The 22,517-nt window shown below is 64.0% G+C and carries 21 protein-coding genes; 3 read left to right on the top strand and 18 right to left on the bottom strand.

Annotated elements, in window-relative coordinates; translation table 11 throughout:
- Window positions 1-41: 41 nt before the first annotated feature.
- From PALO_RS01380 to PALO_RS01370, 3 genes are read left to right on the top strand one after another with little or no spacing between them, the layout of a single operon-like run.
- Window positions 42-1,436 (top strand): ABC transporter permease, encoded by a 1,395-nt coding sequence (locus tag PALO_RS01380; protein WP_171023515.1) that lies wholly within the window; start codon window positions 42-44, stop codon window positions 1,434-1,436.
- Window positions 1,433-1,738 (top strand): hypothetical protein, encoded by a 306-nt coding sequence (locus tag PALO_RS01375; protein WP_004809113.1) that lies wholly within the window; start codon window positions 1,433-1,435, stop codon window positions 1,736-1,738. The genes PALO_RS01380 and PALO_RS01375 overlap by 4 nt, the downstream gene beginning before the upstream one ends.
- A 19-nt stretch (window positions 1,739-1,757) precedes the next feature.
- Window positions 1,758-2,249 carry a hypothetical protein gene (locus PALO_RS01370; protein ID WP_004809114.1) on the top strand — a complete coding sequence of 164 codons (492 nt, stop codon included), beginning with the start codon at window positions 1,758-1,760 and terminating at the stop codon, window positions 2,247-2,249.
- Window positions 2,250-2,269: 20 nt separating this feature from the next.
- Here PALO_RS01370 and PALO_RS01365 read toward each other — a convergent pair whose 3' ends face one another.
- The 18 genes from PALO_RS01365 to PALO_RS01280 form a co-directional block, all read right to left on the bottom strand.
- Window positions 2,270-3,142, bottom strand: coding sequence for an HpcH/HpaI aldolase/citrate lyase family protein (locus tag PALO_RS01365; RefSeq protein ID WP_004809115.1), 873 nt, complete (start codon window positions 3,140-3,142; stop codon window positions 2,270-2,272).
- Between the two features lie 97 nt (window positions 3,143-3,239).
- A complete protein-coding gene (gene cobF / locus PALO_RS01360; protein ID WP_004809116.1) occupies window positions 3,240-4,022 on the bottom strand; it encodes a precorrin-6A synthase (deacetylating) in 783 nt (260 codons plus the stop codon).
- A 38-nt stretch (window positions 4,023-4,060) separates the two neighbouring features.
- Window positions 4,061-5,035, bottom strand: a complete 975-nt coding sequence (locus tag PALO_RS01355) for a polyprenyl synthetase family protein (RefSeq protein ID WP_015582130.1) — start codon at window positions 5,033-5,035, stop codon at window positions 4,061-4,063.
- 191 nt (window positions 5,036-5,226) lie between these two features.
- Window positions 5,227-6,843, bottom strand: coding sequence for an NADH-quinone oxidoreductase subunit NuoN (gene nuoN, locus PALO_RS01350; protein WP_004809118.1), 1,617 nt, complete (start codon window positions 6,841-6,843; stop codon window positions 5,227-5,229).
- Window positions 6,840-8,333: an NADH-quinone oxidoreductase subunit M gene (locus tag PALO_RS01345; RefSeq protein ID WP_004809119.1), complete on the bottom strand. Its 1,494-nt coding sequence runs from the start codon at window positions 8,331-8,333 to the stop codon at window positions 6,840-6,842. The genes nuoN and PALO_RS01345 overlap by 4 nt, the downstream gene beginning before the upstream one ends.
- 17 nt (window positions 8,334-8,350) lie before the next feature.
- Complete coding sequence (gene nuoL, locus PALO_RS01340) at window positions 8,351-10,237, bottom strand: NADH-quinone oxidoreductase subunit L (protein WP_004809120.1); 1,887 nt, start codon at window positions 10,235-10,237, stop codon at window positions 8,351-8,353.
- A 10-nt stretch (window positions 10,238-10,247) separates the two neighbouring features.
- Window positions 10,248-10,547 carry an NADH-quinone oxidoreductase subunit NuoK gene (nuoK, locus tag PALO_RS01335; RefSeq protein ID WP_003866464.1) on the bottom strand — a complete coding sequence of 100 codons (300 nt, stop codon included), beginning with the start codon at window positions 10,545-10,547 and terminating at the stop codon, window positions 10,248-10,250.
- Entirely contained in the window at window positions 10,544-11,404 is an 861-nt protein-coding gene (locus tag PALO_RS01330; protein ID WP_004809121.1) for an NADH-quinone oxidoreductase subunit J, read from the bottom strand. Before PALO_RS01330 ends, nuoK begins: the two co-directional genes overlap by 4 nt.
- Complete coding sequence (gene nuoI, locus PALO_RS01325) at window positions 11,401-11,976, bottom strand: NADH-quinone oxidoreductase subunit NuoI (protein WP_004809122.1); 576 nt, start codon at window positions 11,974-11,976, stop codon at window positions 11,401-11,403. Before nuoI ends, PALO_RS01330 begins: the two co-directional genes overlap by 4 nt.
- A complete protein-coding gene (gene nuoH / locus PALO_RS01320) occupies window positions 11,976-13,298 on the bottom strand; it encodes an NADH-quinone oxidoreductase subunit NuoH (protein WP_004809123.1) in 1,323 nt (440 codons plus the stop codon). The genes nuoI and nuoH overlap by 1 nt, the downstream gene beginning before the upstream one ends.
- On the bottom strand, window positions 13,295-15,733 hold the full coding sequence (locus PALO_RS01315) for an NADH-quinone oxidoreductase subunit G (protein WP_004809124.1): 2,439 nt from the start codon (window positions 15,731-15,733) through the stop codon (window positions 13,295-13,297). The genes nuoH and PALO_RS01315 overlap by 4 nt, the downstream gene beginning before the upstream one ends.
- Window positions 15,730-17,064 carry an NADH-quinone oxidoreductase subunit NuoF gene (nuoF, locus tag PALO_RS01310; protein ID WP_004809125.1) on the bottom strand — a complete coding sequence of 445 codons (1,335 nt, stop codon included), beginning with the start codon at window positions 17,062-17,064 and terminating at the stop codon, window positions 15,730-15,732. Before nuoF ends, PALO_RS01315 begins: the two co-directional genes overlap by 4 nt.
- Window positions 17,061-17,846: an NADH-quinone oxidoreductase subunit NuoE gene (nuoE, locus tag PALO_RS01305; protein WP_004809126.1), complete on the bottom strand. Its 786-nt coding sequence runs from the start codon at window positions 17,844-17,846 to the stop codon at window positions 17,061-17,063. The genes nuoF and nuoE overlap by 4 nt, the downstream gene beginning before the upstream one ends.
- The gene (locus tag PALO_RS01300; protein ID WP_015582129.1) at window positions 17,843-19,144 is read right to left on the bottom strand and encodes an NADH-quinone oxidoreductase subunit D; all 1,302 of its coding nucleotides are present in this window, start codon (window positions 19,142-19,144) and stop codon (window positions 17,843-17,845) included. Before PALO_RS01300 ends, nuoE begins: the two co-directional genes overlap by 4 nt.
- Window positions 19,144-19,974, bottom strand: coding sequence for an NADH-quinone oxidoreductase subunit C (locus PALO_RS01295; RefSeq protein ID WP_004809128.1), 831 nt, complete (start codon window positions 19,972-19,974; stop codon window positions 19,144-19,146). Before PALO_RS01295 ends, PALO_RS01300 begins: the two co-directional genes overlap by 1 nt.
- Window positions 19,971-20,528: a NuoB/complex I 20 kDa subunit family protein gene (locus PALO_RS01290; RefSeq protein ID WP_004809129.1), complete on the bottom strand. Its 558-nt coding sequence runs from the start codon at window positions 20,526-20,528 to the stop codon at window positions 19,971-19,973. The genes PALO_RS01295 and PALO_RS01290 overlap by 4 nt, the downstream gene beginning before the upstream one ends.
- Before the next feature lie 90 nt (window positions 20,529-20,618).
- Window positions 20,619-20,978 carry an NADH-quinone oxidoreductase subunit A gene (locus PALO_RS01285; protein WP_015582128.1) on the bottom strand — a complete coding sequence of 120 codons (360 nt, stop codon included), beginning with the start codon at window positions 20,976-20,978 and terminating at the stop codon, window positions 20,619-20,621.
- Between the two features lie 121 nt (window positions 20,979-21,099).
- Complete coding sequence (locus tag PALO_RS01280; protein ID WP_095666472.1) at window positions 21,100-22,377, bottom strand: geranylgeranyl reductase family protein; 1,278 nt, start codon at window positions 22,375-22,377, stop codon at window positions 21,100-21,102.
- Window positions 22,378-22,517 lie beyond the last annotated feature (140 nt).

The raw sequence follows: 22,517 nt of genomic DNA, 5'->3' as shown, positions 1-22,517 counted from the left end.
CGGCGCCTCGATCCGGGCTCCGCACGGATCTGTCGCGGACCATGACCCTCGTGCACCTCATGGGGGCCTACCTGGTCCGTGTCGTCGTGGGAAAAGGCATCCTGAAGTCACGTGCTGCCCGTCTCGGCGCCTTAGCCTGCATCGTGCTCTTCCTTCTCACCGCGACCATCCTCTCGGTAGTCCTCACCCATGGGGTGAGAGGTGAGGCCACTACCCGAGACCTCGTCCTGACTGTCAATTCTCTGTCCTCGGTACTGTGGACCGCAATCGGCTTCCTTATCGTCAAGGTGCTTATGGCTGATGCCGGCACCATGATGGCGATCACCCACCACCTTCCGATCACAAACCGGGAACGACAGCGCGCTGTGGGGGTCCTCGACGGAGTCACCACCCTGCTCATTGTCATCATCGGAATGTTCGCCACCAGCATCTCGACCCTGGTGAACTTCGGAATTGGAGCTGTGCCGGGGTTCATCACCTGCATCGTGATGCCGGCAATCGCCACGTACACGGTCCTGGAAATGTCACACCGCGCCTGCGACCTGGCTCTCACCCACACCCCGCTGCGCCCCGCCCGCCAACCGATCCTCGCAGTGTTCCTCTTCCTCGTCGTCTTCGCAGTGTGGCGGGCAATGCCCTCCCTGCTCGCTGACATCACCTCGTCACCAGAACCATTCACCGTCTGGACCCTCGTCTTCCGCGACATCGGCCTGCGCCACGGCTCTCTAGCTGTGATCAGTTGTCTCGTCGTTTTGCTCGTCTTGAGTCTCATGCCAGTTACGGTCTTGCCGACGTCACCGCTGGAGGTGCGGCATCGTTTCGTGATGCTTCCCCTAAGTGGCCTCACCAACCACATGGGCAACGCTGCGCCTCAGTTTCGGGCTCTGTTTCGTAGCCGGTACAGCCTGCAAGCTACCGTGCTCTCGGTGGGATTCGTCGTACTCCTGGCGACCCGTGTCGCCGGTCCTTCAGCAGTGTGGGGGGTGGAACCCATGACGATCGGTGGATTCTTCCAGTACGCCACCCTCGCTCCAACTTTCCTCACCCTCGAGCCCCGGCTACCGGCACCTCGCTTCTACCTGCGAATGGTGGCAGCTCAAGCTGCTTTCATCTGTCCGCTACTTGTAGCCGCAGTATTGATCGACGTGTTCACTGGTCAACCGTCTCCCTCCACAGCTATCGCCGTCGCAGGCGTGTGCGGCTCAGCATTGGTCGCTACAGGGGTCGGGATCCTCGTCCCGGCTCGCGACGACAATCCCCTGTCGATCTTGCTCGGTTGCGCGATCGTGTTGACCATTGGAATGGTGCTCGTTGTCTTCAGCGGCATCCTTCATCTCCCCACCGCGGTTTCCATCGGCCTGGGACTCGTGTGCGCCGTTCTCCTCGTCATCCACAGCATCCTCACCATCTCCGATCACCGAAAGGCAGCCCGATGAAGAATCCCAAGGTCTACCTGACAAGCCTCCTCATCACCATCGTCGTGACGCTGGCGCTGGCTGTCGGGACAATCCTCGTCCTCATGTTTTCGGTACATGAAGAATCGGCTTATCGGACCGGGCTATTCGGGTCGGTCTATTTCAAATCCGCCCCCAACGCTCAAGGCAATGTGGACGCGACGATGGGTGTGGCGTCCTTGCCGCGGCTGGGCATCATCGCAGCCGTGATCTTCGCGTTCACCCTCCTGGTTTCATTCATCTATGTCCGGCTCAAGGCCTATCGTGAGTCGCTCATCCAATGAGGTGGCGCACCCCCGAGACGTGAGCCTGTGGCCGTTGGCTAGGCACCTCGTTCTCACCGGATCCGCCCCTGGCGCTGTCCTCGGCTTCGGTTGGATATTCTGCGCAGTCAATGGAGCCAACGGATCACTCTTCGCGAAGCTCCTGGCGATTCTCGTCGTCGGTGTCCTCGGCTCATTCTTCGTTCACGAGTCCGGCCATTTACTGTCGCTGCGCGCGACGAGTCCCGACGCTGTGGCATGCTGGGAAATCACGCTACTGCGGATCTCCTTACTCGTTCGCAACACGTCAAGTCCCCTGGCTGTATCGCTCAACGCTGCTGCCGGCTCCTTGGGATCGGCTGTTGCGGGATGCGCCATCCTGTTAGCCCAGCGCCTGTTCCCTTCCTCGCTCGCCGGCACAGTGCAGCTCATCGGGTGGTTGTATCTTGCCCACATCCTATTTCTCATACCGCCGTCCACCGACGGTCGAACCGTTCTGTTCGGGTTGAGAAAGCATCGCGAGTTGGGCTGACCTGCCACCAGGTCTGGGGCTCACTCCTGGCCGCGTGCTGCAATCGCCTCGGCCATCGCGAGGGCGCGACGAGCGGTTTCGACGTGAAGGTTCTCGATCATTCGTCCCTGATAGGTGACGACCCCGGACCCGTTACCGTTCTCCCAGGCGTCGATGATGCCTCGCGCCTCCTCGACCTGCTCAGCGTCAGGTGCGAAGACCTCATTGGCCGGAGCCACCTGGCCAGGATGGATAAGCGTCTTGCCATCAAAACCCATGACCCGGGCCTCACGACACTGGGCAGTGAACCCCTCGAGGTCACGAACATCGTTGTAGACCCCATCGAGGATGACAACACCTGCCGCACAAGCAGCCAGAATGCACATCTGAAGAGCCGTCGACACCGGAGCCCGGCCAGGGACGTGAGAGGCACGCAACTCCTTGGTCAGATCATTGGTGCCCATGATAAGTACGGCAAGACGATCAGAGGCCCCGGCAATCTCGCAACAGTCGAGCACAGCCCGCGGAGTCTCAATCATGGCCCACAGCTTCATGCCCTCACCAGCACCGGCAGCCTCCATATCAGCGACGATGGTGCGAACTTGCTCACCCGAGCCAACCTTGGGGACAGCAATGGCGTCAGGACCGGCTGCAACAGCAGCCTCAATGTCATCGCGGTACCACTCAGTGTCCATCCCGTTGACGCGGATCGCGACCTCCCGGTGGCCGTAGGGATGTTCCCTGACAACCTCGGCGGCACGCTCCCGGGCCTCGACCTTGAGGTCGGGGGCCACGGCGTCCTCCAGATCGATGATGATGCCGTCGCAGTCAATGCCGCGGGCCTTCTCCAAGGCCCTGGCGTTGGCGCCGGGCATGAACAGAACGGATCGACGGGGACGCAGTGCACTATCCATGTGCCCCATCCTGCCGCACACACCACGGATGTGGCGCGTCGGGGAGGCAGGTTCAGATCGGAATAAGTCCCATGTCGACCGGGCCGGGGAACGCCCCTCAGCGACGACGCAACAGGTAGGTGTCGAAGACCCACCCCAGACGCTTCTCGGCGTCGGCGCGAGTCGCGAGGATCTCGTCTCGGACCTCGGCCAGGTCACCACTGATGAGGATCTCGTCAGGGGTACCGATGTATGCCGCCCAGTAGATGTCGATACCGGTCGGGTCGATGAAGCTGAAGGTCTGGCGACCGTCCAGCATGACGACGACGTCGTCAACCCCCTCGGGCATCCCGTCGGCCAGCAGGCGGGCAGGGGAGATCTGCAGCGGGCGCCCCTGACGGTTAAGCGGGATCTGATGACGCGAGGCCAGGGACAGGGAGCTGGAGATCCCGGGAATGACGTGGAGTTCGACGGGTACTCCCCCGTCGGCGTCAACCGCTGCGATGAGCTTCTTGACGATGGCCAGGGTCGACTCGAACAGGCCCGGGTCTCCCCACACCAGGAATCCACCCCGCTGACCGTCAGCAAGGTTGTCGGCGACGGCGTGGGTCCACTGGTCGAGTCGCTGGCGACGCCACAGGGCGACAGCTTCCTTGTAATTCTCGGCGGTCTTCCAAGGGCGCGGCGGGTCCTGCAGCTCGACGATCCGCAGGCCGTCGGTGTCGGCCTGCGGACGGTGACGGCGCAATACCTGACGTCGGAACTCGACGAGGTCGTCGACATCATGTTCCTTGAGGACGACGAAGAGGACGTCGAGGTGCTGGATGGCGTCAACGGCGGCCAGAGTCAACCAGTCCGGGTTGCCGGGGCCGATGCCGATGAGGTCGAGGTGGCGAGACACGATGCCTCCTGAAGTTGATGGATTCGGACCTGGCTCTGTCAGGACGATCGGGAGACGACCTCATCGCACAGGGCCATCAGGGCTATCTTGGCATCCCCGTCAGGAAGCGGGGCCAGGTGGGTACGAGCGCGATCGGCGCGACGCTGGATCTCGGCACGAGCCTCCTCGACGACGTGGTTGGCGCGCAGCTTCTCGAGCACGTCGGCCAGCACCGCGTCGTCGGACAGGTCGGCGTCGAGCATCTTCTTCAGCTCATCGTCAGCCGGGTCCTCGGAAGCACGCAGCATGAGGGTCGGCAGGGTCGGAACCTTCTCGCGCAAATCGGTGCCCGGCGTCTTGCCGGTCGCCGTTGAGGTGATGTCGATAAGGTCGTCAGCGAGCTGGAAGACCTCGCCAATGTCCTCCCCGAACTGCTCCAGGGCGGAAATGATCTCGGGAGAAGCGTGGGACACCATGCCACCAAATACTGCCGAGGCTGCGATAAGGGAACCCGTCTTGTCAGCAACCACCTTAAGGTAGTGGGCCAACGGATCCTCCCCCTCAGAGGGGCCACGCGTCTCAGCGATCTGACCCTGCACCAGACGGGAGAAGGTCAGGGCCTGTAGTCGGACGAAATCGACACCAAGCTCAGCCACCGCCAAAGATGCGCGCGAGAAGAGGTAATCGCCGACCATAATGGCCACCGAGTTTCCCCAACGCAGGTTCGCAGAAGGTGCACCGCGCCGCTTGGATGCCTCGTCCATGACATCGTCGTGGTACAGCGAGGCGACATGAGTTAACTCCATGACGACGGCGGCACGCACTAAATCAGTGTCGTCAACCTCGTCAGCGAATTGGGAGCACAGCACCACTAGCAGGGGGCGAAACCGCTTGCCTCCGGCAGAAATGATGTGGTTGGCCGCCTCGGTGACGAAAGGCGTGTCGGCGCCGGCCTGGCGACCCAGCTCATCCTCGATGAGGGCAAGTTTGGCGGTCACCAGATCGGTGAACTCGCTGCTGGCGCTGTACGACACAGTTCTCCTCTTCCGACCGGGCGTGTGCTCGGTGCTCGTCCGGCCGTCGTCTCTCCGTGACACGACCGTGTTCCACATTACTGGTTAGACGGGCCTCGCGTCTTGCCGGGATGCGGTTGGGATGGCCCACAGGTGTGACCAGGCCGGGGGTCGCAACCCTTCTGAACAGCGACCCCGGCCTCATGAACAACTCAGCGCAGGAAGGTGCTCGCCTGGTTGAACAGGTCAATGATCGGCTGCGGGGCAACACCCATGACGATGGTGAAGACCGCGCAAATGATCAGCGTGATCCACCCGGCGATGGACGGCTCTGCGACCTCGACGGGATCGTCCTCATCCTTCGGGTTGCGGAAGAAGACCACGACGATGATGCGCAGGTAGAAGGCCGCCGCTACGAGGGAGAAGAGCACTCCGAGGAGCACCAGCCAGGCATATTCGCCACGCCAACCGGCCAGGAAGACCACCAGCTTGCCAGTGAAGCCGGCCGTCAGCGGGATGCCGGCGAAGCTCAGCACGAAGATGACGACGAGAACACCGAACCACGGGTGTTTGCGACCGAGACCAGCCCACGAGTCGATCTCCGTCGACTCACCACCGGCACGACGCACCATGAGGATGAGGAGCCAGAAACCGATCGAGGACAGACCGTAGGCCGTCATGTAGACCAGCACCGAGGAGACCGAACCGGTATGCCCCGGAGTCATCCCAGTCTGGATCGTCCAGGCACCGACGACGCCCACCAGCACGAAGCCAGCGTGAGCGATCGCGGAGTAGGCCAGCAGACGCTTCATGTCAGTCTGGGCCAGACCGACGACCGCGCCGACAGCCATGGACGCCACGGCGACCACTGCGAGGATGATCTGCCAGTCCCATCTCATGGCGCCCAGACCGACGTAGAGCACACGCATCAGACCGACGAGGGCGACGAGCTTGGTCGCCACCGCCATCCAGCCGCTGACCGGGGTCGGGGCTCCGGTGTAGACGTCAGGAGTCCAGGAGGCAAACGGAACAGCGCCGACCTTGAACAGCAGTCCGACGGCGACCAGCACCATGCCGGCGATGATGAGCCTTGACGAGCCCACCTGGGTGACGCCGACCGCGGCGATGGCGCCCAGCTTGAAGCTGCCTGCGCAGCCGTACAGCAGGACGATGCCGTAGAGGAACAGGGCCGAGGACAGTGCGCCCAGCAGGAAGTACTTCAGTGCGGCTTCCTGGGACAGGAGCCGACGACGACGAGACATCCCCGACAGCAGGTACAGCGGCAGGGAAAAGATCTCCAGGGCGACGAACATCATGATGAGGTCGTCGGAGGCGGCGAAGCACATCATGCCCAGCACCGCGAACATCAGCAGCGGGTAGACCTCGGTGTGCTCACGATGCTCCTGCTCGGCCTTGGCCTCCAGCGGAGATCCAGGCGCCGACGAGGCGCTCGCCACGAAGGCCGTCTGGGTACCACCCACTCGCTCGGCGAAGAGCACCACGGCACCGAGGCTCGTGACGAGCAGGACCATCCAGGTGGCCAGGGTCGGACCGTCGAGGGCCAGGGTTCCCTGACCGGCGACGATCCGGGTGCCCTTGGCGATCGTGGTCAGCGTCGAGGCGATGGCCACGGCGAGGGCGGCTACCGTCAGGATGATCTGGGTCGGACGGCGACCTGAGCGGGGCACGAAGGCCTCCACCAACACTGCCAGGCAGGCGCCAGCCATCAGGGCGAAGACCGGCATCAGCGGTCCGTACTCGATGTGCGGGGCCACGACGTCAAGGGGCGCGAGACACCCGAGCGCGGGAATCAACAGGACGGGATTCACTTGAGGCCCTCCTTGACGACGGGTGCCGGATCGGTGGCGTGAACCTGGGTCATGGTCGCGGTGGCTGCCGGTTCAATGGCGTGCAACATCGGCCGTGGGAAGAAGCCGAACACCAGCAGCAGGATGATGAGCGGCGCGAGCACCAGCTTCTCCCGACCATTGAGGTCGCTGACCTTCTCGGAAACTCCCTGCACCGGACCGGTCATGGTACGTCGGTAGGTCACCAGGACGTAGACGGCAGCCAGCACCATGCCGATGGTGGAGACGGCGACGTAGATCGGGTGACGCGCCCAGGCACCGGCCAGGGCCATGAACTCGCTGACGAAGTTTCCGGTGCCCGGCAGCGACAGGGTGGCCAGCCCGGCGAAAAGGAAGGTCCCGGCGAGCACCGGGGCGACCTTCTGGACGCCACCGTAGGCGTCGACCTTCGCCGTCCTGCCGCGACGTACCAGGAATCCGAGCACCAGGAACAGTGCCGCGGTGGAGAAGCCGTGGTTGAACATGTAGAAGATCGAGCCGGTGATCGAGGTCGTCGTCAGGGCGAAGATGCCGATGACCATGAAGCCGAAGTGGCTCACCGAGGTGTAGGAGACGAACCTCATGAGGTCACTCGAGGTGGCGGCCATCATGGCACCCCATAGCACCGAGATGATCGCCAGGGTGAGCACGAACGGGGTGGCCCAGTCGGAGGCGGCCGGGAACAGGCCCAGGCACAGCCTCAGCATTCCGAAGGTGCCGATCTTGTCGAGCAGACCGACGAGCAGGGCGGACGTTCCGGCGGTCGCCTGTTCGGCGGTGTCAGGCAGCCAGGTGTGCACCGGAACCATCGGGGCCTTGATCGCGAAGGCGATGAAGAAGCCGACGAACAGCTCCTTTCCGATGGCCCCGGAGAAGTCCACCTTGGCCAGGTCGCTCAGCAGGAAGGAACCACCGTGGACACCGACGCCGATGACGGCGAACAGCATCACCAGGCCACCGGCCAGGGAGTACAGCAGGAACTTCATGGCGGCACGGCCTCGTCGCGGACCTCCCCATCCGGCGATGAGGAAGTACATCGGGATGAGGGTGGCCTCGAACATGAGGTAGAACAGCAGGACGTCGGTGGCGGCGAAACAGTAGATCGCCAGTCCCTCGAGCATGAGGGCCAGGCCGAAGAAAGCTCCGGTTGACCAACGCGCCTTACCTTCGTCGTCCACGTGCCACTCGGCGAGCAGCACCACCGGGACGAGGATGACGACCAGCAGGATCATCGTCAGGGACAGCCCGTCGCCACCCAGGGCATACCAGGCGCCGATGGCGCGAATCCAGCGGTGGGTCTCCGACAGATCAGTGCCGTTGACTCCGCGGATGAAGGCGTAGACACCCAGCACCAGAGTGACCAGGGAAAACACCATGCCGGTGGTTCGGGCCGCGGCTCCGCGCATCATCATGGTGATGATGCCGCCGACGATCGGCAGCAGGGCGATCACGGTGAGGATCGGGAAAGACATGTCAGCTCCTCCTGCGCTCAGGCCATCCGGCCCAGGACGACGACGAGTCCGACGACCAGCACGCCGACGACCATCATGAGGCCGTAGCTACGTACATAACCGTTCTGGACCTTGCGGACGATCTGGGAACAGGCCGTGGTCACCGAGCCTGCGCCGTTGACCAGCCCGTCAACGACCGCACGGTCGAAGCCCTCGACCCCACCGGCCAGCCAGCGCCCCGGCTTCACGACGACGACGTCGTTGACATCGTCGCCGTAGAGATCGTGACGACCAGCGATGAGCAGCGGATCGTGGGTGGCGGGTTCCTCGCTCGGCACGTCGTGACGGTTGAGCAGCCAACCGGCCAGGATGCCGAGGATCACCACGACGAGGGTAATGATGCCGATCATGCCCATGTGCCACATGCCGACGTGCTCGACCTCAGCACCGGTGGCCGGGGCCAGCCAGTCGCCGATCCAGTTGTTCATCAAGGCACCTGCGAAGATCGACAGGATGGCCAACACGATGAGCGGGATCGTCATGACGGCCGGGGACTCGTGCGGGTGGACGTCCTCACGCCACCGCTTGGATCCCAGGAAGGTCAGCACCATGAGGCGGGTCATGTAGTAGGCGGTGATGCCGGCACCGATGAGGGCCAGCACACCGAAGACCGCGCCCTTGTCGAAGGCGGCCTCGATGATGTGGTCCTTGGAGAAGTAGCCCGAGGTACCGGGGATGCCGATGATGGCGAGGTAACCGCAGGCGAAGGTCCAGAAGGTGACGGGCATGACCTTCGACAGTGCCCCGAAGTGGTACATGTCGGTGTCGTCGCCCGTACCGTGCATCACCGAGCCGGCTCCCAGGAACATGTTGGCCTTGAAGAAGCCGTGGGTGATGAGGTGGAAGATCGCCAGGGCGGCACCGGCCGGGCCGAGGCCCGCGGCCAGCATCATGTAGCCGATCTGACTCATCGTCGATCCGGCGAGGACCTTCTTGACGTCCTTCTTGGACGAACCGATCCAGGCGCCGAACAGCAGGGTGACGGTACCGACGATCGCGACGGCCAGCGAGGCTGCTCCCGTCTCGGCGTAAATGGCGTGGGACCGCACGACGAGGTAGACGCCGGCGGTGACCATCGTCGCGGCGTGGATAAGGGCCGAGACCGGGGTCGGCCCCTCCATGGCGTCGAGCAGCCAGGCCTGCAGCGGAACCTGGGCCGACTTGCCACAGGCCGCCAGCAGCAGCATGAAGCCGAGCAGGGTGGCCCAGGTTGACGTCATCCCGGAGGCCTTGGCCGAGACGTCGGCGAAACGCACGCTGCCGAACTGGGCGAGCATGGTGAAGATCGCCATCGTCAGACCGAGGTCGCCGATGCGATTCATGATGAAGGCCTTGTTACCTGCGCGAGCGGCGGCCGGACGACCGAACCAGAAGCCGATAAGCAGGTAGGAGGCCAGACCGACGCCTTCCCAGCCGACGAACAGGATGAGGTAGTTGTCGGCCAGCACCAGCGTCAGCATCGCGGCGATGAAGAGGTTGAGGTAGGCGAAGAAACGACGTCGATCGGTGTCGTGGGCCATGTATCCGATCGCGTAGATGTGGATCAGGGAGCCCACGAAGGTGATGAGAAGGACGAACAGGATGGAGAGCTGATCGACCAACAGGTCAACCCTCAGATCCCATGATCCGACGTCGATGAACTGGTAGACCCCCACCTCGACAGCACGGGACGCGGCATCGCGGCCCACCAGGTCGATGAAGAGGACCAACCCGATGACGAAGGAGACGATCGGGGCCACGGTGGCCAACAGATGCCCCCAGGCGTCGCTGCGGCGTCCGAGCACCAGCAGCAGTGCGGAGACGACCAGCGGCACCGCGATCATGAGCCAGGCCACGTTGAACAGGCCGGTTTCCAGGACAGTCACGGTACCTCCCTCAGAACTTCAGCAGGTTGGTGTCGTCCACCGAAGTGGTGCGACGGGAACGGAAAATGGTGACGATGATCGCCAGACCGACGACCACCTCGGCAGCCGCCACGATCATCACGAAGAACGCCCCGACCTGTCCGTCGAGAGAACCGTGGACGTGGGAGAAGGTCACCAGTGCGAGGTTCGCGGCGTTGAGCATCAGCTCCACCGACATGAAGGCCACCAGGGCATTACGCCTCGTCAGGAAGCCCAGGATGCCGATGGCGAAGAGAATCGCCGAGAGCACCAGGTAGTCATTCGGGTTCATTCGAGTTCTCCTTGCGCCTCGTGGCGGGCGGCACTGATCGAGGCGAAGGCCCGATGGGTCGGAGCCTTCAACTCGCCGGCGTCGATGATGGCGCCGCGGGTGGCCAACGTTCCCGAGATCGAATCCTGGGCGACCGTGCCGTCAGGCAGCAGGGCCGGAGCACCGATCTGGTTGGTGCGGGCGTACACACCGGAGTTCGGACGAACGCCGGGGTGAGCACCGTGCTCGGCGTAGGCCGCCATGCGGTCGGTGACCCGCTCACGCTGGGACTTCTTCTTGTCGGCCTCGCCGTGGGCCAGCACCATGGTGCCGACGGCAGCGGTGATGAGCAGGGCCGAGGTGGCCTCGAAGACGATCACATACTTGGTGAACACCAGCTCTGCGATGGACTTGACGTTGTCACCGCCGGCGGCATTGGCCTCTCGCAGGCCGATCGACTGATCGGTGCCGATCACGCCGGTCGTCACAGCGTTGCCGACGGCCAGGATGAGCAGCACCAGGAAGGCCAGCGCGGCGATGATGGCCGCCACCTTGTGTCCCTTGAGGGTCTCCTTGAGGGAATCGGTGGAGTCGACGCCGACGAGCATGACGACGAAGAGGAAGAGCATCAGGATGGCACCGGTGTAGACGATGATCTGCACCACGAAGAGGAATGGCGCCTCCTGACTGGCATACTGAACGGCCAGACAGATCATGACGACGGCCAAGGACAGGGCCGAGTGGACGGGCTTCTTGGCGAAGACCATGACCAGGGCTGCGAGCACCATGATCGGGGCCAACAACCAGAACGCCCACTGGGAAGCCGTCACCATCGGGACGAGCCCACTCAGGGGAGCGGCGAGCAGGGAAGCAGTCATCGGGCTGCCCCCTCGTCGTTGCGCTGGGCCTGATGGGAGCCGGTGGCCGAACCGGTCCGTACGTCGTCCTGCCCAGAGGGAGGAAGACCGTTGAAGTAGTCATCTTCGCCATCACCGAGACGGCGCGGGTGTGGTGGCTGCTCCATGCCCTCCTTGAGGGGAGCCAGCAACTCGTCCTTTGTCCAAATGTGCTTGGCACGCGAGGTGTCGGCCATCTTGAAATCGTTCGTCATCGTCAGGGCACGAGTTGGGCATGCCTCGATGCACATTCCGCACAAAATGCAGCGCAGATAGTTGATCTCGTAAACGCGACCGTAACGCTCACCAGGCGAGTAACGCTCCTCGTCAGTGTTATCTTCCCCCTCGACGTAGATGGCGTCAGCCGGACACGCCCATGCACACAGCTCACAACCCACACACTTTTCCAACCCGTCAGGCCAGCGGTTGAGCTGGTGACGGCCATGCATGCGCGGTGGCATCGGCTTTTCCTTGCCCTTCTCCGGGTATCCCTGGGTGAAGGACTTGCGGAACATCGTCTCGAAGGTGATCCCGAATCCGGACCAGGCTCCCATCACAGACCTCCGTTCTCGTCGTGGTCTCGTCGAGCCACCGTGGTGGCCGTTGCAGCCCCGGCCAATGGGGCCTGCACCTGATGTGGCAATGGCGGTACCGGATAACCACCGGCGAAAGCGTCGAAGGGTTCGTCAGGAGCCTCATCGGCCGTGGAATCGGTCTTACCACCCATGAACGCCCACACGATGAGAGCGACGAGGATGACGCCGACGACCACCAAAAAGACCGGGTTTCGACCCCATCCTTGATTGATGACGGTGCGCCAGGCAGCGACCAGCAGGACCCACCCCAGCGACACCGGGATGAGGACCTTCCAACCCAGATCCATGAAGTGGTCATAACGGAACCTCGGGATCGCGGCACGCACCCACACGAAGAAGAAGATGACGAGCTGGGTCTTGAGGAAGAACCACAACAGACCCCACCAGCCCGAATCGATGACGCCGAAGTAATTCAGCGGCCACGGAGCGCGGTAGCCGCCCAAGAACAACGTGGTACAGACCGCCGACAGGGTCGCCATGTTGATGTACTCCGCCAGGAAGTACATGCCATAGGGGAAACCTGAATACTCGGTGATGTAACCGCTGACGAGCTCCGACTCACACTCCGGTAGGTCGAAGGGCAGACGGTTGGACTCACCGAACATCGTGATGACGTAGATGATGAAGCTCGGGATGAGCAGGAGCCAGTAGTGCCCGGCGATGTGGGTGTCGAATCCGCCGATGACCAGGTGACTGGCCTGGGACTCGACGATCCCGGAGGTCGACATGGACCCCGAGAAGATGAACACCGTCACCAGGGACAGGCCCATGGCGACCTCGTAGGAGATCATCTGGGCACTGGAGCGCAACGAACCGAGCAAGGAATAGGTACCTGCCGACGACCAACCGGCCAGCACCACACCGTAGATGCCGATGGACGCCACCGCAAGGATGAAGAGCACGGCGACCGGCACGTCGGTGATCTGCAGCCTGGTGGTGTGACCGAACATCGACACCTCACCACCGAGCGGGATGACGGACCAGGACGCAAAGCAGGCGATGCCCGCGATCACCGGCGCCAGATTGAAGACGATCTTGTCGGCACCCTTCGGGGTGAGCATCTCCTTGAAGATGAGCTTCAAACCGTCACCGACGGCCTGGAACACACCACCAGCCCACGCCGAGTTCATGATCGGGCCGATGCGGTTCTGCATCTTGGCCAGCACCCGGCGCTCGAACCACACGTTGAAGATGGTCCAGGCCAGCAGGATCACGAAGAGGATGACGACCTTGACGATGATGAGCCACACCGGGTCGATGGTGGCCTCGAGGGGACTCATGCCACACCTGCCTCTCGGGAAGTTTCGGTTTCAACGGCACTCAGCGAGACGAAGGTTCCGGGAGCGTCGGGGACGGTGGTACGGCTCTGCGGGAAGGTCGAGTCGCCACGCAGCGACGGGATCCACACCGCCTCGGCCGACATCGTCGCGTCGATCTTGACCGGGAGTCGCAGGCTGATGGGCCCGGCGACGTCGATGAGCTGCCCGTCTGTCACGCCGAGCTGATCCGCCGTCAGCGGGTTGACGACGACGACGGGAGCCGGTGCGGTCGCCACCAGGGCATCGGCGCCCGTGAGGCTAGCCGATCCCTCCAGCAGCTGACGCCATGTCTCCAGTACGCGACCGACGGATCCCGGCTCGACCATGGGGGCCTGCGGCACGACCGGGGAGGTCGACTCCATCTTCGGATGCCCGCCCTGCCACTGACCGAGATCTCGCCAGGCCTTGTGGGCCTGGGCGACGGTGGCGAGTCCGGAGACCGATCCCAGCTGCGAGCTCAGGGCGTCGAGGACGCGGATCTCGTTCATCGGGGTGGCAGCCTGCTTGTTGACCACGCGCACCCGGCCGGGGCGATGCTCCCAGTCGAGGAAGGTTCCCGAGGTTTCCTCCAACAAGCAGACCGGAAGGACCACGTCGGCCCTCTCGGCCACCTCGGAGAACCGCTGCTCCAGGGAGACCACGAAACCACAGTTCTCAACGGCCTCGCGGGCTCCTGCCGGATCGGGCATGTCAGCCAGTTCCACCCCCGAGACGACGAGGGCCGAGAGATTGCCGCCGCGGGCAGCGGCCAGCATGCCGGCGGTGTCGAGGCCGGGCTTGGTCGGCAGGTTGTCGACTCCCCACGCGACCGCGATGTCCACGCGAGCATCGGCGTCGTCGACGAGACGTCCACCGGGAAGCAGCTGCGGCAGCAGGCCGGCCTCGATCGCGCCGATCTCACCGGCACGACGAGGCACCCAGGCGACCCGGACCTTCGAGTCGAGGGAGGCGATGGCAGAGAGGGTTCCGGGCCGGGTGGCGGCCCTCTCCCCCACCAGCACGATGGTTCCCTCGCTGATCGTGCCGTCTGAGACCAGCTGCTCCACGACCTGGGGCTCCTGACCGGGCAAGCAGCGGGCCAACTCGGCCCCCATCTTCGCCGAGCCATTGGACAAGTGGGTTCCTACCACGGTGATGGCGACCTTCTTGCGACGCCACGCCTTGCGCAGTCGCAAGAAGATCATCGGGCACTCGTCCTCAGGCTCAAGATTCACCAGGACGACCCGCGACGCCTTCTCGAGGTCGGCATAGGTCACCGACTCCGCGAGGCTGCGTCCGGCGACCGTGGCGGCCAGGAAGGAGGCCTCCTCGGCGGAGTGCGGACGAGAACGGAAGTCAACGTTGTTAGTACCGAGCACGACACGCGCGAACCGCGACCAGGACAGGCAGGTCTCCACCGGGAGACGCCCGCCGGTGAGGACGCCGACGCTGGTGCCGGCCTTCTCGAGTCCGGCAGCTGCCGTCTGCAAGGCCTCGGCCCAGGACACCTTCTCCAGGACTCCGTCGTGTCGAACCAGCGGGGTCGTCACTCGGTCGTCGTCACGGCCATAGCGGAAGGCGAAGCGGCCCTTGTCACAGTTCCACTCCTCGTTGACCTCGGGCAGGTTTCCGGCATTGCGACGCTTGACCTCGTAGTGACGGTGGTCGGTGCGCAGCTGGCAACCGGCGGCGCAGTGCTCACAGGTCGTCACCGTCGAGACGAGGTCGAAGGGGCGGGAACGGAAGCGGTACTCGGCGCTGGTGAGGGCTCCCACCGGGCAGATCTGGATGACGTTGCCCGAGAAGTAGGAGTTGAAGTCGTCGCCCTCGTAGGCCCCGATCTGGGAGACGGCCCCGCGCTCCTGCAGGTTGATGAAGGGATCTCCTGCGATCTGGTCGGCGAACCGGGTGCAGCGCTGGCACAACACGCACCGCTCGCGGTCCAGCAGCACCTGGGCCGAGATGTTGATCGGCTTGGGGTAGGTGCGCTTGATTCCGCCATAACGGGACTCACCACGTCCGTTGGCCATGGCCTGGTTCTGCAGCGGACACTCGCCGCCCTTGTCACAGATGGGGCAGTCCAGCGGGTGATTGATGAGGAGGAACTCCAGCATCCCCTCCTGGGCCTTGCGGGCCATCTCGGAGCTGACCTGGGTCTTGACGATCATTCCCTCGGCCACCGGCATGGTGCACGACGGCTGCGGCTTGGGGAAACCACGACCATTTCCGGCGTCGGGAATCTCGACGAGGCACTCGCGGCAGGCACCCGCAGGGTCGAGCAGCGGATGATCGCAGAACCTGGGGATGGCAGTGCCGATGGACTCGGCTGCGCGGATGATGAGGGTTCCCTTGGGGACCCTCACCTGCTGACCGTCGATGGTGCAGGTGACGAGTTCGACGGGCTTGTTCTCGCTCATGCTCCGGCCCCCTCCAGGACTCGGCGATCGGCGTCGGTGAAGATCGAGCTGCGCTCGTAGGGCAGGTACTGCCAGGCGGGGATGCCACGGCAGCCGGCCTCGAACTCCTCGCGGAAGTGGCCGATGGCTCCTCGCAGACAGCCCACGGCACCGTCGGCCAAGGCGCAGAAGGAACGACCGCCGATGTTGTCGGCGATGTCCATCAGCTTGTCGACGTCACCCTCCTGGCCCTCACCGGCCTCGATGCGACGCAGCATCTGGACGACCCACCAGGTTCCCTCACGGCACGGGGTGCACTTGCCGCAGGACTCGTGCTTGTAGAACTCCAGCCACCGCAGCGTGACACGAACCACCGAGGTCGTCTCGTCGAAACACTGCAGGGCCTTGGTGCCCAGCATCGACTTGGCCCCCATCATCCCCTCGTAGTCGAGCGGGGTGTCGAGGTCGTCGGGAGTGAGGAGCGGGGTCGAGGAGCCACCGGGGGTGAAGAACTTCAGCTCGTGACCCTCGCGCATGCCGCCGGAGATCTCGAGCAGCTGACGCAGGGTGATCCCCATGGGGGCCTCGTACTGGCCGGGATGGGCCAGGTGTCCCGACAGCGAGTAAATGGTGAAACCGTCGGACTTCTCGGTGCCCATTGACTTGAACCATTCCTTGCCGTTGCGCAGGACCGACGGCACCGTCGAGATGGACTCGACGTTGTTGATGACCGTCGGGCTGGCGTACAGACCGGCGACAGCGGGGAACGGCGGACGCAGACGGGGCTGACCACGGCGTCCCTCCAAGGAGTCCAGCAGGGCCGTCTCCTCGCCACAGATGTAGGCTCCGGCACCGGCATGGACGACGACGTCGAGGTCATAACCGGAACCAAGGATGTTCTTGCCGATGTATCCGGCCGAGTAGGCCTCACGCACCGCCTGCTGAACGCGTCGGATGACGTGCAGCACCTCGCCACGGATGTAGATGAAGGCCACCTTCGCCTTGATGGCGTAGGCGGCGATGATGACTCCCTCGACGAGGGTGTGCGGGGAGGCCATCATGAGCGGCATGTCCTTGCAGGTGCCCGGCTCGGACTCGTCACCGTTGACGACCAGGTAAGTCGGGTTCGGGTTGTCCTTGGGCACGAAGGACCACTTCATGCCGGTGGGGAATCCGGCGCCACCACGGCCACGCAAATTGGCGTCCTTGACCAGCGAGACGACTTCGTCAGGCTGCATCGTCAAGGCCTTGCGAAGTCCGGCGTAGCCTCCCTGACGCTCATAGTTGAGCAGCTTCCAGCTGCGCTCGTCATCCCAGTTGGCCGACAGGACCGGGGTCAGTGGATCGGTCACTTCTTCTCCTCCTCCACGGGCTCAGCAGGAACGGGCAGATCGTTCGGGTCCGGAGCCTGCCAGCCGTTCTGCTTGGCCAGTCGCACACCCTGCAGGGACGCCTCACCAGCGCTGGGGCCCTCGTCGGCCCGACCGTCGGGGAAGCCGGCGAGCACTCGCTCGGCCTCACGCCAACTGGTGATCCTCGCACCACGGGTGGAGTGAACCTCCTCGTCGCGGGCCAGCGCGTCGAGGATCTCCTCGGCGCGGATCGGGGTCATGTTGTCCATGTACTCCCAGTTGACCATCATGATCGGGGCGAAGTCGCAGGCGGCGTTGCACTCCACACGCTCGAGGGAGAACTTGCCGTCAGGGGTCGTCTCTCCCTCCTTGATGCCGAGCTTCTTCTCGACCCGGGCGAGCACCTCCTCGCCGCCCATGACGGCGCACAGCGCGGTGGTGCAGACACCGATGTGGTGCTGTCCGGCTGGATGCTTCTTGTACATGGTGTAGAAAGTCGCCACCCCGGAGACCTGGGCGGTGGTGATGCCCAGCACCTCAGCTGCGGTCTCGATGCCGACCGGGGAGACGCGTCCATCCACCGACTGCACCAGGTGCAGGATCGGCAGCAGGGCCGAGCGGGGATCGGGGTACCGCGAGGCAATCTGGCGCATTTCCTCGATGGTGTGCTCGTCGATGTTGGTGGAACGGTCGGACTGGTCGACTCCGCCGGTCCCCGAGAAGTCCGAGTGGAAGGACTCGACGTAGGGATATCCCAGGTTGACGGGTTCGCGATCGCTCATCGGTCGACTCCTCCCATGACGGGGTCCAGGGATGCCAGGGACGGCACCACGTCGGAAAGCATTCCGCCCTCACACATGGCGGGCAGGGACTGCACGTTGATGAATCCGGGGTCGCGCAGGTGGGAGCGGTACGGCCGCACCCCGCCGTCCGAGACGAGGTGGCAGCCGAGCTCACCGCCGGCACCCTCGATGGCCTGGTAAACCTGACCGGCAGGCACCCGAAATCCCTCGGTGACGATCTTGAAGTGGTGGATGAGGGCCTCCATCGACTCGCCCATGATGTGGCGAATGTGCTCGTTGGAGTTGCCCTGACCGTCGGGGCCCAGGGCCAGCTCTGCCGGCCACGCGATGTGCGGGTCCTCCACCATGTGACGGTCGCCCTGGGTATCCTCAAGACGCTTGAGGCACTGCTTGAGGATGCGCACCGACTGGTCCATCTCCTCGAGACGAATACGGAAGCGGCCGTAGCAGTCGCAGGTGTCCCACGTAGCGACGTCAAAGTCGTAAGTGTCGTAGTCACAGTAGGGCTGGGTCTTGCGCAGATCCCACGGCAGGCCGGTGGCTCGCAGGGCCGGCCCCGTCACGCCGAGGGCCATGCAGGTGGACAGGTCGGCATAACCGATGCCCGTGGTACGAGCCTTGAAGATTGGGTTCTCGTTGCAGAACAGGCCGATCTCCGGAAGGTACTTTTCCATGCGCTTGATGAGGTCACGCAGCTGGTCCAGCCCGGTCTCCGGCAGGTCACTGGCGACGCCACCAGGACGAATCCAGGCGTTGTTCATGCGCAGACCGGCGACGGCCTGGTTGAACTCCAGGATGATCTCGCGCTCCCTCAGGCCGACCTCGGCCACCGAGGAGGCGCCGAGCTCCAGGCCGCCGGTGCCCACCGCGATGAGGTGGGAGGAGATACGGTTGAGCTCGGTGATCATGACGCGGAGGACCTTGGCCCGCTCCGGGATGTCGTCGGTGACACCCAGCAGCTTCTCGACGGCCAGGCAGTACGCCAGCTCATTGAAGAAGTTCGCGACGTAGTTGCATCGCGTCATGAAGGCCACACCCTGGGTCCAGGTGCGGAACTCCATGTTCTTCTCGATACCGGTGTGGAGGAATCCGATACCGACGCGAAGGTCGGTCACCGACTCACCATCGAGCTCGATGATGAGCCTCATAACGCCGTGGGTGGACGGGTGGGACGGTCCGAAGTTCACGACGACGGTCTCGTCGCCCCTCTCGGCAGCCTCGTCGACGATCTGGACCCAGTCGCCGCCCTGGGACAAGTACTCGTGGTTCTCGCTCATCAGTTGTAGCTCCTGCGCTGGTCCGGCGGTGGCACGACAGCACCCTTGTACTCGATCGGGATGCCGCCGAGCGGGTAGTCCTTGCGCTGCGGGTGGCCGACCCAGTCGTCGGGCATGAGGATGCGGGTGAGGGCCGGGTGGCCGTCGAAGATGACTCCGAACATGTCCCAGGCCTCGCGTTCCTGGAAGTCCACGTGCGGGTAGATCGAGACGATGCTGGGAACGTGGGGCAGGGAGTCGACGTCGCTGTGACCGGTTCGTGCCACGTCCTTCTGGCCGGGATCAGCCAGTGCGACCTCGAGACGGATGCGACGGTTGTGGGTCATCGACAGCAGGCCGTAGACGACGTGCATCTCACGACCCTCCATGTGCGGGTAGTGCACACAGGTCAGACAGGAACAGCTCTCGAAGCGCAGGGCCGCGTCGTCACGCAGCACCTTGACGAGCTCCAGCAGCTTCTCAGGACGGACGAAGAAGGTAATCTCGCCGCGATCGACGAGGGTCAGGCCGTCCGAGAAGTCCGGAACCAGCTCCTCCATCCGATCAGCGACCTCGTCGAACCAGCCACCATAGGGACGCTCGGAACTACCGGGCATCTCGACGGTGCGGACGATACCGCCATAACCGGAGGTGTCACCCGGCCCGGAGGTTGCCCCCCACATGCCCTTACGGGTGTCGATGCGACGATCCTCCTGGGTCCACTGAGTGCCCTTGGCCGGGGTGTGGGCCTGGTCGGGATTGCTGGCATCGAGGAAGTTGCGGCCGTCGGGAATACGGTCCCCGGAGTCCGAGCCGCCGGCGGCACCGCGCGGAGTCGGCTTATCACTCATCGCATGAGCCCCTTCTGCTCGAGGGTGGTCGGGGCCTCGAGGGCCCGCTTCTCCTTGGTCGCTTCGACCTCGGACATGTGACCCATCAGCGGCCAGTGCTGGATCTGCTCACGGATCTTGAACACGGCATCAATGAGCATGTCCGGGCTGGGCGGGCAGCCTGGCAGGTAGACGTCAACCGGGACGATGTGGTCACAGCCCTGAACGACGGCGTAGTTGTTGAAGATGCCACCAGAAGAGGCGCAAGCGCCCATCGAGATGACCCACTTGGGCTCGGGCATCTGGTCGTAGAGCTGACGAACCACCGGAGCCATCTTCTGGCTCACGCGACCCGAGACGATCATGAGATCAGCCTGACGGGGAGAGGCACGAAACACCTCGTGGCCCCAGCGGGCGGCGTCGGCACGCGGACCGCCATAGGAGATCATCTCGATGGCGCAGCAGGCCAGGCCCATCGTCAGGGGCCAGAAGGAGGTCTTGCGCAGCCATCCGACGATGGCCTCCATCGAGGTCATCACGATTCCAGCTGGGACATCGGCGTCGTACTCAGCCATCTCGTGCGTCCTTCCTTTCAGACGTTGACTGACGCGGCAGCGGGCCGCTCGAACGTTGATTGGGCGCGGCCTGCGAGCCGCGACGGGAGATCAGGTCCAGTCCAGGCCGCCACGGCGGCGAATGTAGAGGTAAGGGATGAACACCATCGCGACGAACAGCACCATCTCGACCAGGGCGAAGACGCCGAGATGGTTGAAATCGACGGCCCACGGGTAGAGGAACATGATGTCGATGTCGAAGACGATGTAGAGCATTGCGACGACGAAGAACTTGACGGGGAACTTTCCGCCACCAGCTGGTTGTGGCGTCGGCTCGATGCCGCACTCGTAGATTTCGTGCTTGGCGCGGTTGGGTCGCTTCACCGCAAGAAGGACGTTGACTGCGATCGTCGCGAGTACGAAGACCGCACCCAGGATGATCATCCCCACCAGGGGGGCGTATCCGTTCATCTCACCACCTTTGGTCAGCACCGTTGGCTCAGACCTTACGACGCCCATCTGGCGGTCGGGTACTTTGGGTAACCTAAATTCTGATAATGCGTCGCCAGACGGACACCAGCGGCCACTGAGCTCACACTGACGGGGCAATCCTCGTCAGAACGTTAATGATACGGTCATCAAGGTCTCCGCCCTTGGAATCTGTGAGATTCGCCAACAATTTGTTGACGAACTTCATGATTCGACGACGCGGAAGGCCATAGGTCGTGCAGATCTTCATGACCCGCGGGTCACCGATGAGCCGGACGAAGATCGTCCCGAGTCGGTAGTAGCCGCCGAAGTGCTCCTGCAGGGCGCGCGGATACCCTTGCAGCGCCTTCTCGGCGGCCGGCGTGCCGTGACCCCGGTAATGAGCCTCGGCAATGGCGTCAGCGGCCATTTCTCCAGCCTCCATGGCGTAGTCGATGCCCTCCCCGTTGAAGGGATTGACCATGCCGCCTGCGTCACCCACCAGCAACAGACCATTGAGATAGTGCGGCTGACGATTGAAGGCCATCGGCAGCGCGGCGCCCCGGATCGGCCCCTCACGGTGCTCCTCGTCGAGGGTCCACTCGGCTGGCATGTGGGACAGCCAGCGCTTCATGAGGGAGCGGTAGTCGGTGTGGCCGAAAGCATCAGAAGAATTGAGCATTCCCAGACCGATGTTGACCGTTCCGTCACCCTCGGGAAATGCCCAGCCATATCCAGGCAGCAAGTCTGATTCGTGCGGAGCGCCGTCCCACAACTCCAGCCAGCTCTCCAGGTTGCGCGCCTCGGACAGCGGGGAGCGGTAGTAGGCGCGCACCGCCACACCCATCGGGCGGTCATCGCGCTTGTGAAGTCCCATGGCCAGGCCGAGGCGGGAAGAATTGCCGTCAGCTGCGACGACGACGGGTGCCGAGTACACCCTGCCGTCGGCAGTCCGGACGCCGCGGATACGGTCATTGGGGGCAAGGATCGGCTCGGTGACATTGGCTCCTTCGACGAGGGTGACGCCCTGGGACTCGGCGTGGCGGGCCAGCCGCTCGTCGAGAACGGTGCGACGGCAGACCATGCCGAAGTTCGGGTAATCGGCGAGCTCGGGCCAGGGAAGGACGAAGGAGGCGATGCGTCCACCATGAATCCGCAGCCCCTCGGTGTGCTTCCAGCCGGCCTCCTCGGAGACATCGATCCCCAACCGGATGAGCTGCTTGACGGCACGAGGGGTGAGGCCGTCACCGCAGACCTTGTCGCGTGGGAAGGTCGCCTTCTCCAACAGGGTGACGTGCAGTCCTCTACGGGCAAGGTGCGCAGCTGTGGCCGAGCCACCAGGCCCAGCACCGACGACGACGACGTCGGACTCGATCTGGCTCGTCACGTGGGCCCCTCCTATGAAAACCATGGAATCGTGCCGGGATCCCGGCGATGTGCATCGGTGAGTCTAGACGGTGTGACTCGCGGGAAACTCCGGCCGGGGCCCGAATCCCACCCCTTCTCCATACCGCGGACAGTGAACACACCCCGACCCGCCGT

It is taken from the genome of Cutibacterium avidum 44067 (assembly GCF_000367205.1).
In the GTDB taxonomy this organism is placed as follows: Bacteria; Actinomycetota; Actinomycetes; order Propionibacteriales; family Propionibacteriaceae; genus Cutibacterium; species Cutibacterium avidum.
The sequence above is the reverse complement of the archived record's forward strand: the minus strand, read 5'-3'. Positions and strand labels throughout refer to the sequence as shown.

Coding starts and splice junctions, on each gene's coding strand:
- PALO_RS01380 (WP_171023515.1), top strand. CDS start 42: ATGACCCTCGTGCACCTCATGGGGGCCTACCTGGTCCGTGTCGTCGTG.
- PALO_RS01375 (WP_004809113.1), top strand. CDS start 1,433: ATGAAGAATCCCAAGGTCTACCTGACAAGCCTCCTCATCACCATCGTC.
- PALO_RS01365 (WP_004809115.1), bottom strand. CDS start 3,142: ATGGATAGTGCACTGCGTCCCCGTCGATCCGTTCTGTTCATGCCCGGC.
- PALO_RS01345 (WP_004809119.1), bottom strand. CDS start 8,333: ATGTCTTTCCCGATCCTCACCGTGATCGCCCTGCTGCCGATCGTCGGC.
- nuoK (WP_003866464.1), bottom strand. CDS start 10,547: ATGAACCCGAATGACTACCTGGTGCTCTCGGCGATTCTCTTCGCCATC.
- PALO_RS01330 (WP_004809121.1), bottom strand. CDS start 11,404: ATGACTGCTTCCCTGCTCGCCGCTCCCCTGAGTGGGCTCGTCCCGATG.
- nuoI (WP_004809122.1), bottom strand. CDS start 11,976: ATGGGAGCCTGGTCCGGATTCGGGATCACCTTCGAGACGATGTTCCGC.
- nuoH (WP_004809123.1), bottom strand. CDS start 13,298: ATGAGTCCCCTCGAGGCCACCATCGACCCGGTGTGGCTCATCATCGTC.
- PALO_RS01315 (WP_004809124.1), bottom strand. CDS start 15,733: ATGAGCGAGAACAAGCCCGTCGAACTCGTCACCTGCACCATCGACGGT.
- nuoE (WP_004809126.1), bottom strand. CDS start 17,846: ATGAGCGATCGCGAACCCGTCAACCTGGGATATCCCTACGTCGAGTCC.
- PALO_RS01300 (WP_015582129.1), bottom strand. CDS start 19,144: ATGAGCGAGAACCACGAGTACTTGTCCCAGGGCGGCGACTGGGTCCAG.
- PALO_RS01295 (WP_004809128.1), bottom strand. CDS start 19,974: ATGAGTGATAAGCCGACTCCGCGCGGTGCCGCCGGCGGCTCGGACTCC.
- PALO_RS01290 (WP_004809129.1), bottom strand. CDS start 20,528: ATGGCTGAGTACGACGCCGATGTCCCAGCTGGAATCGTGATGACCTCG.
- PALO_RS01285 (WP_015582128.1), bottom strand. CDS start 20,978: ATGAACGGATACGCCCCCCTGGTGGGGATGATCATCCTGGGTGCGGTC.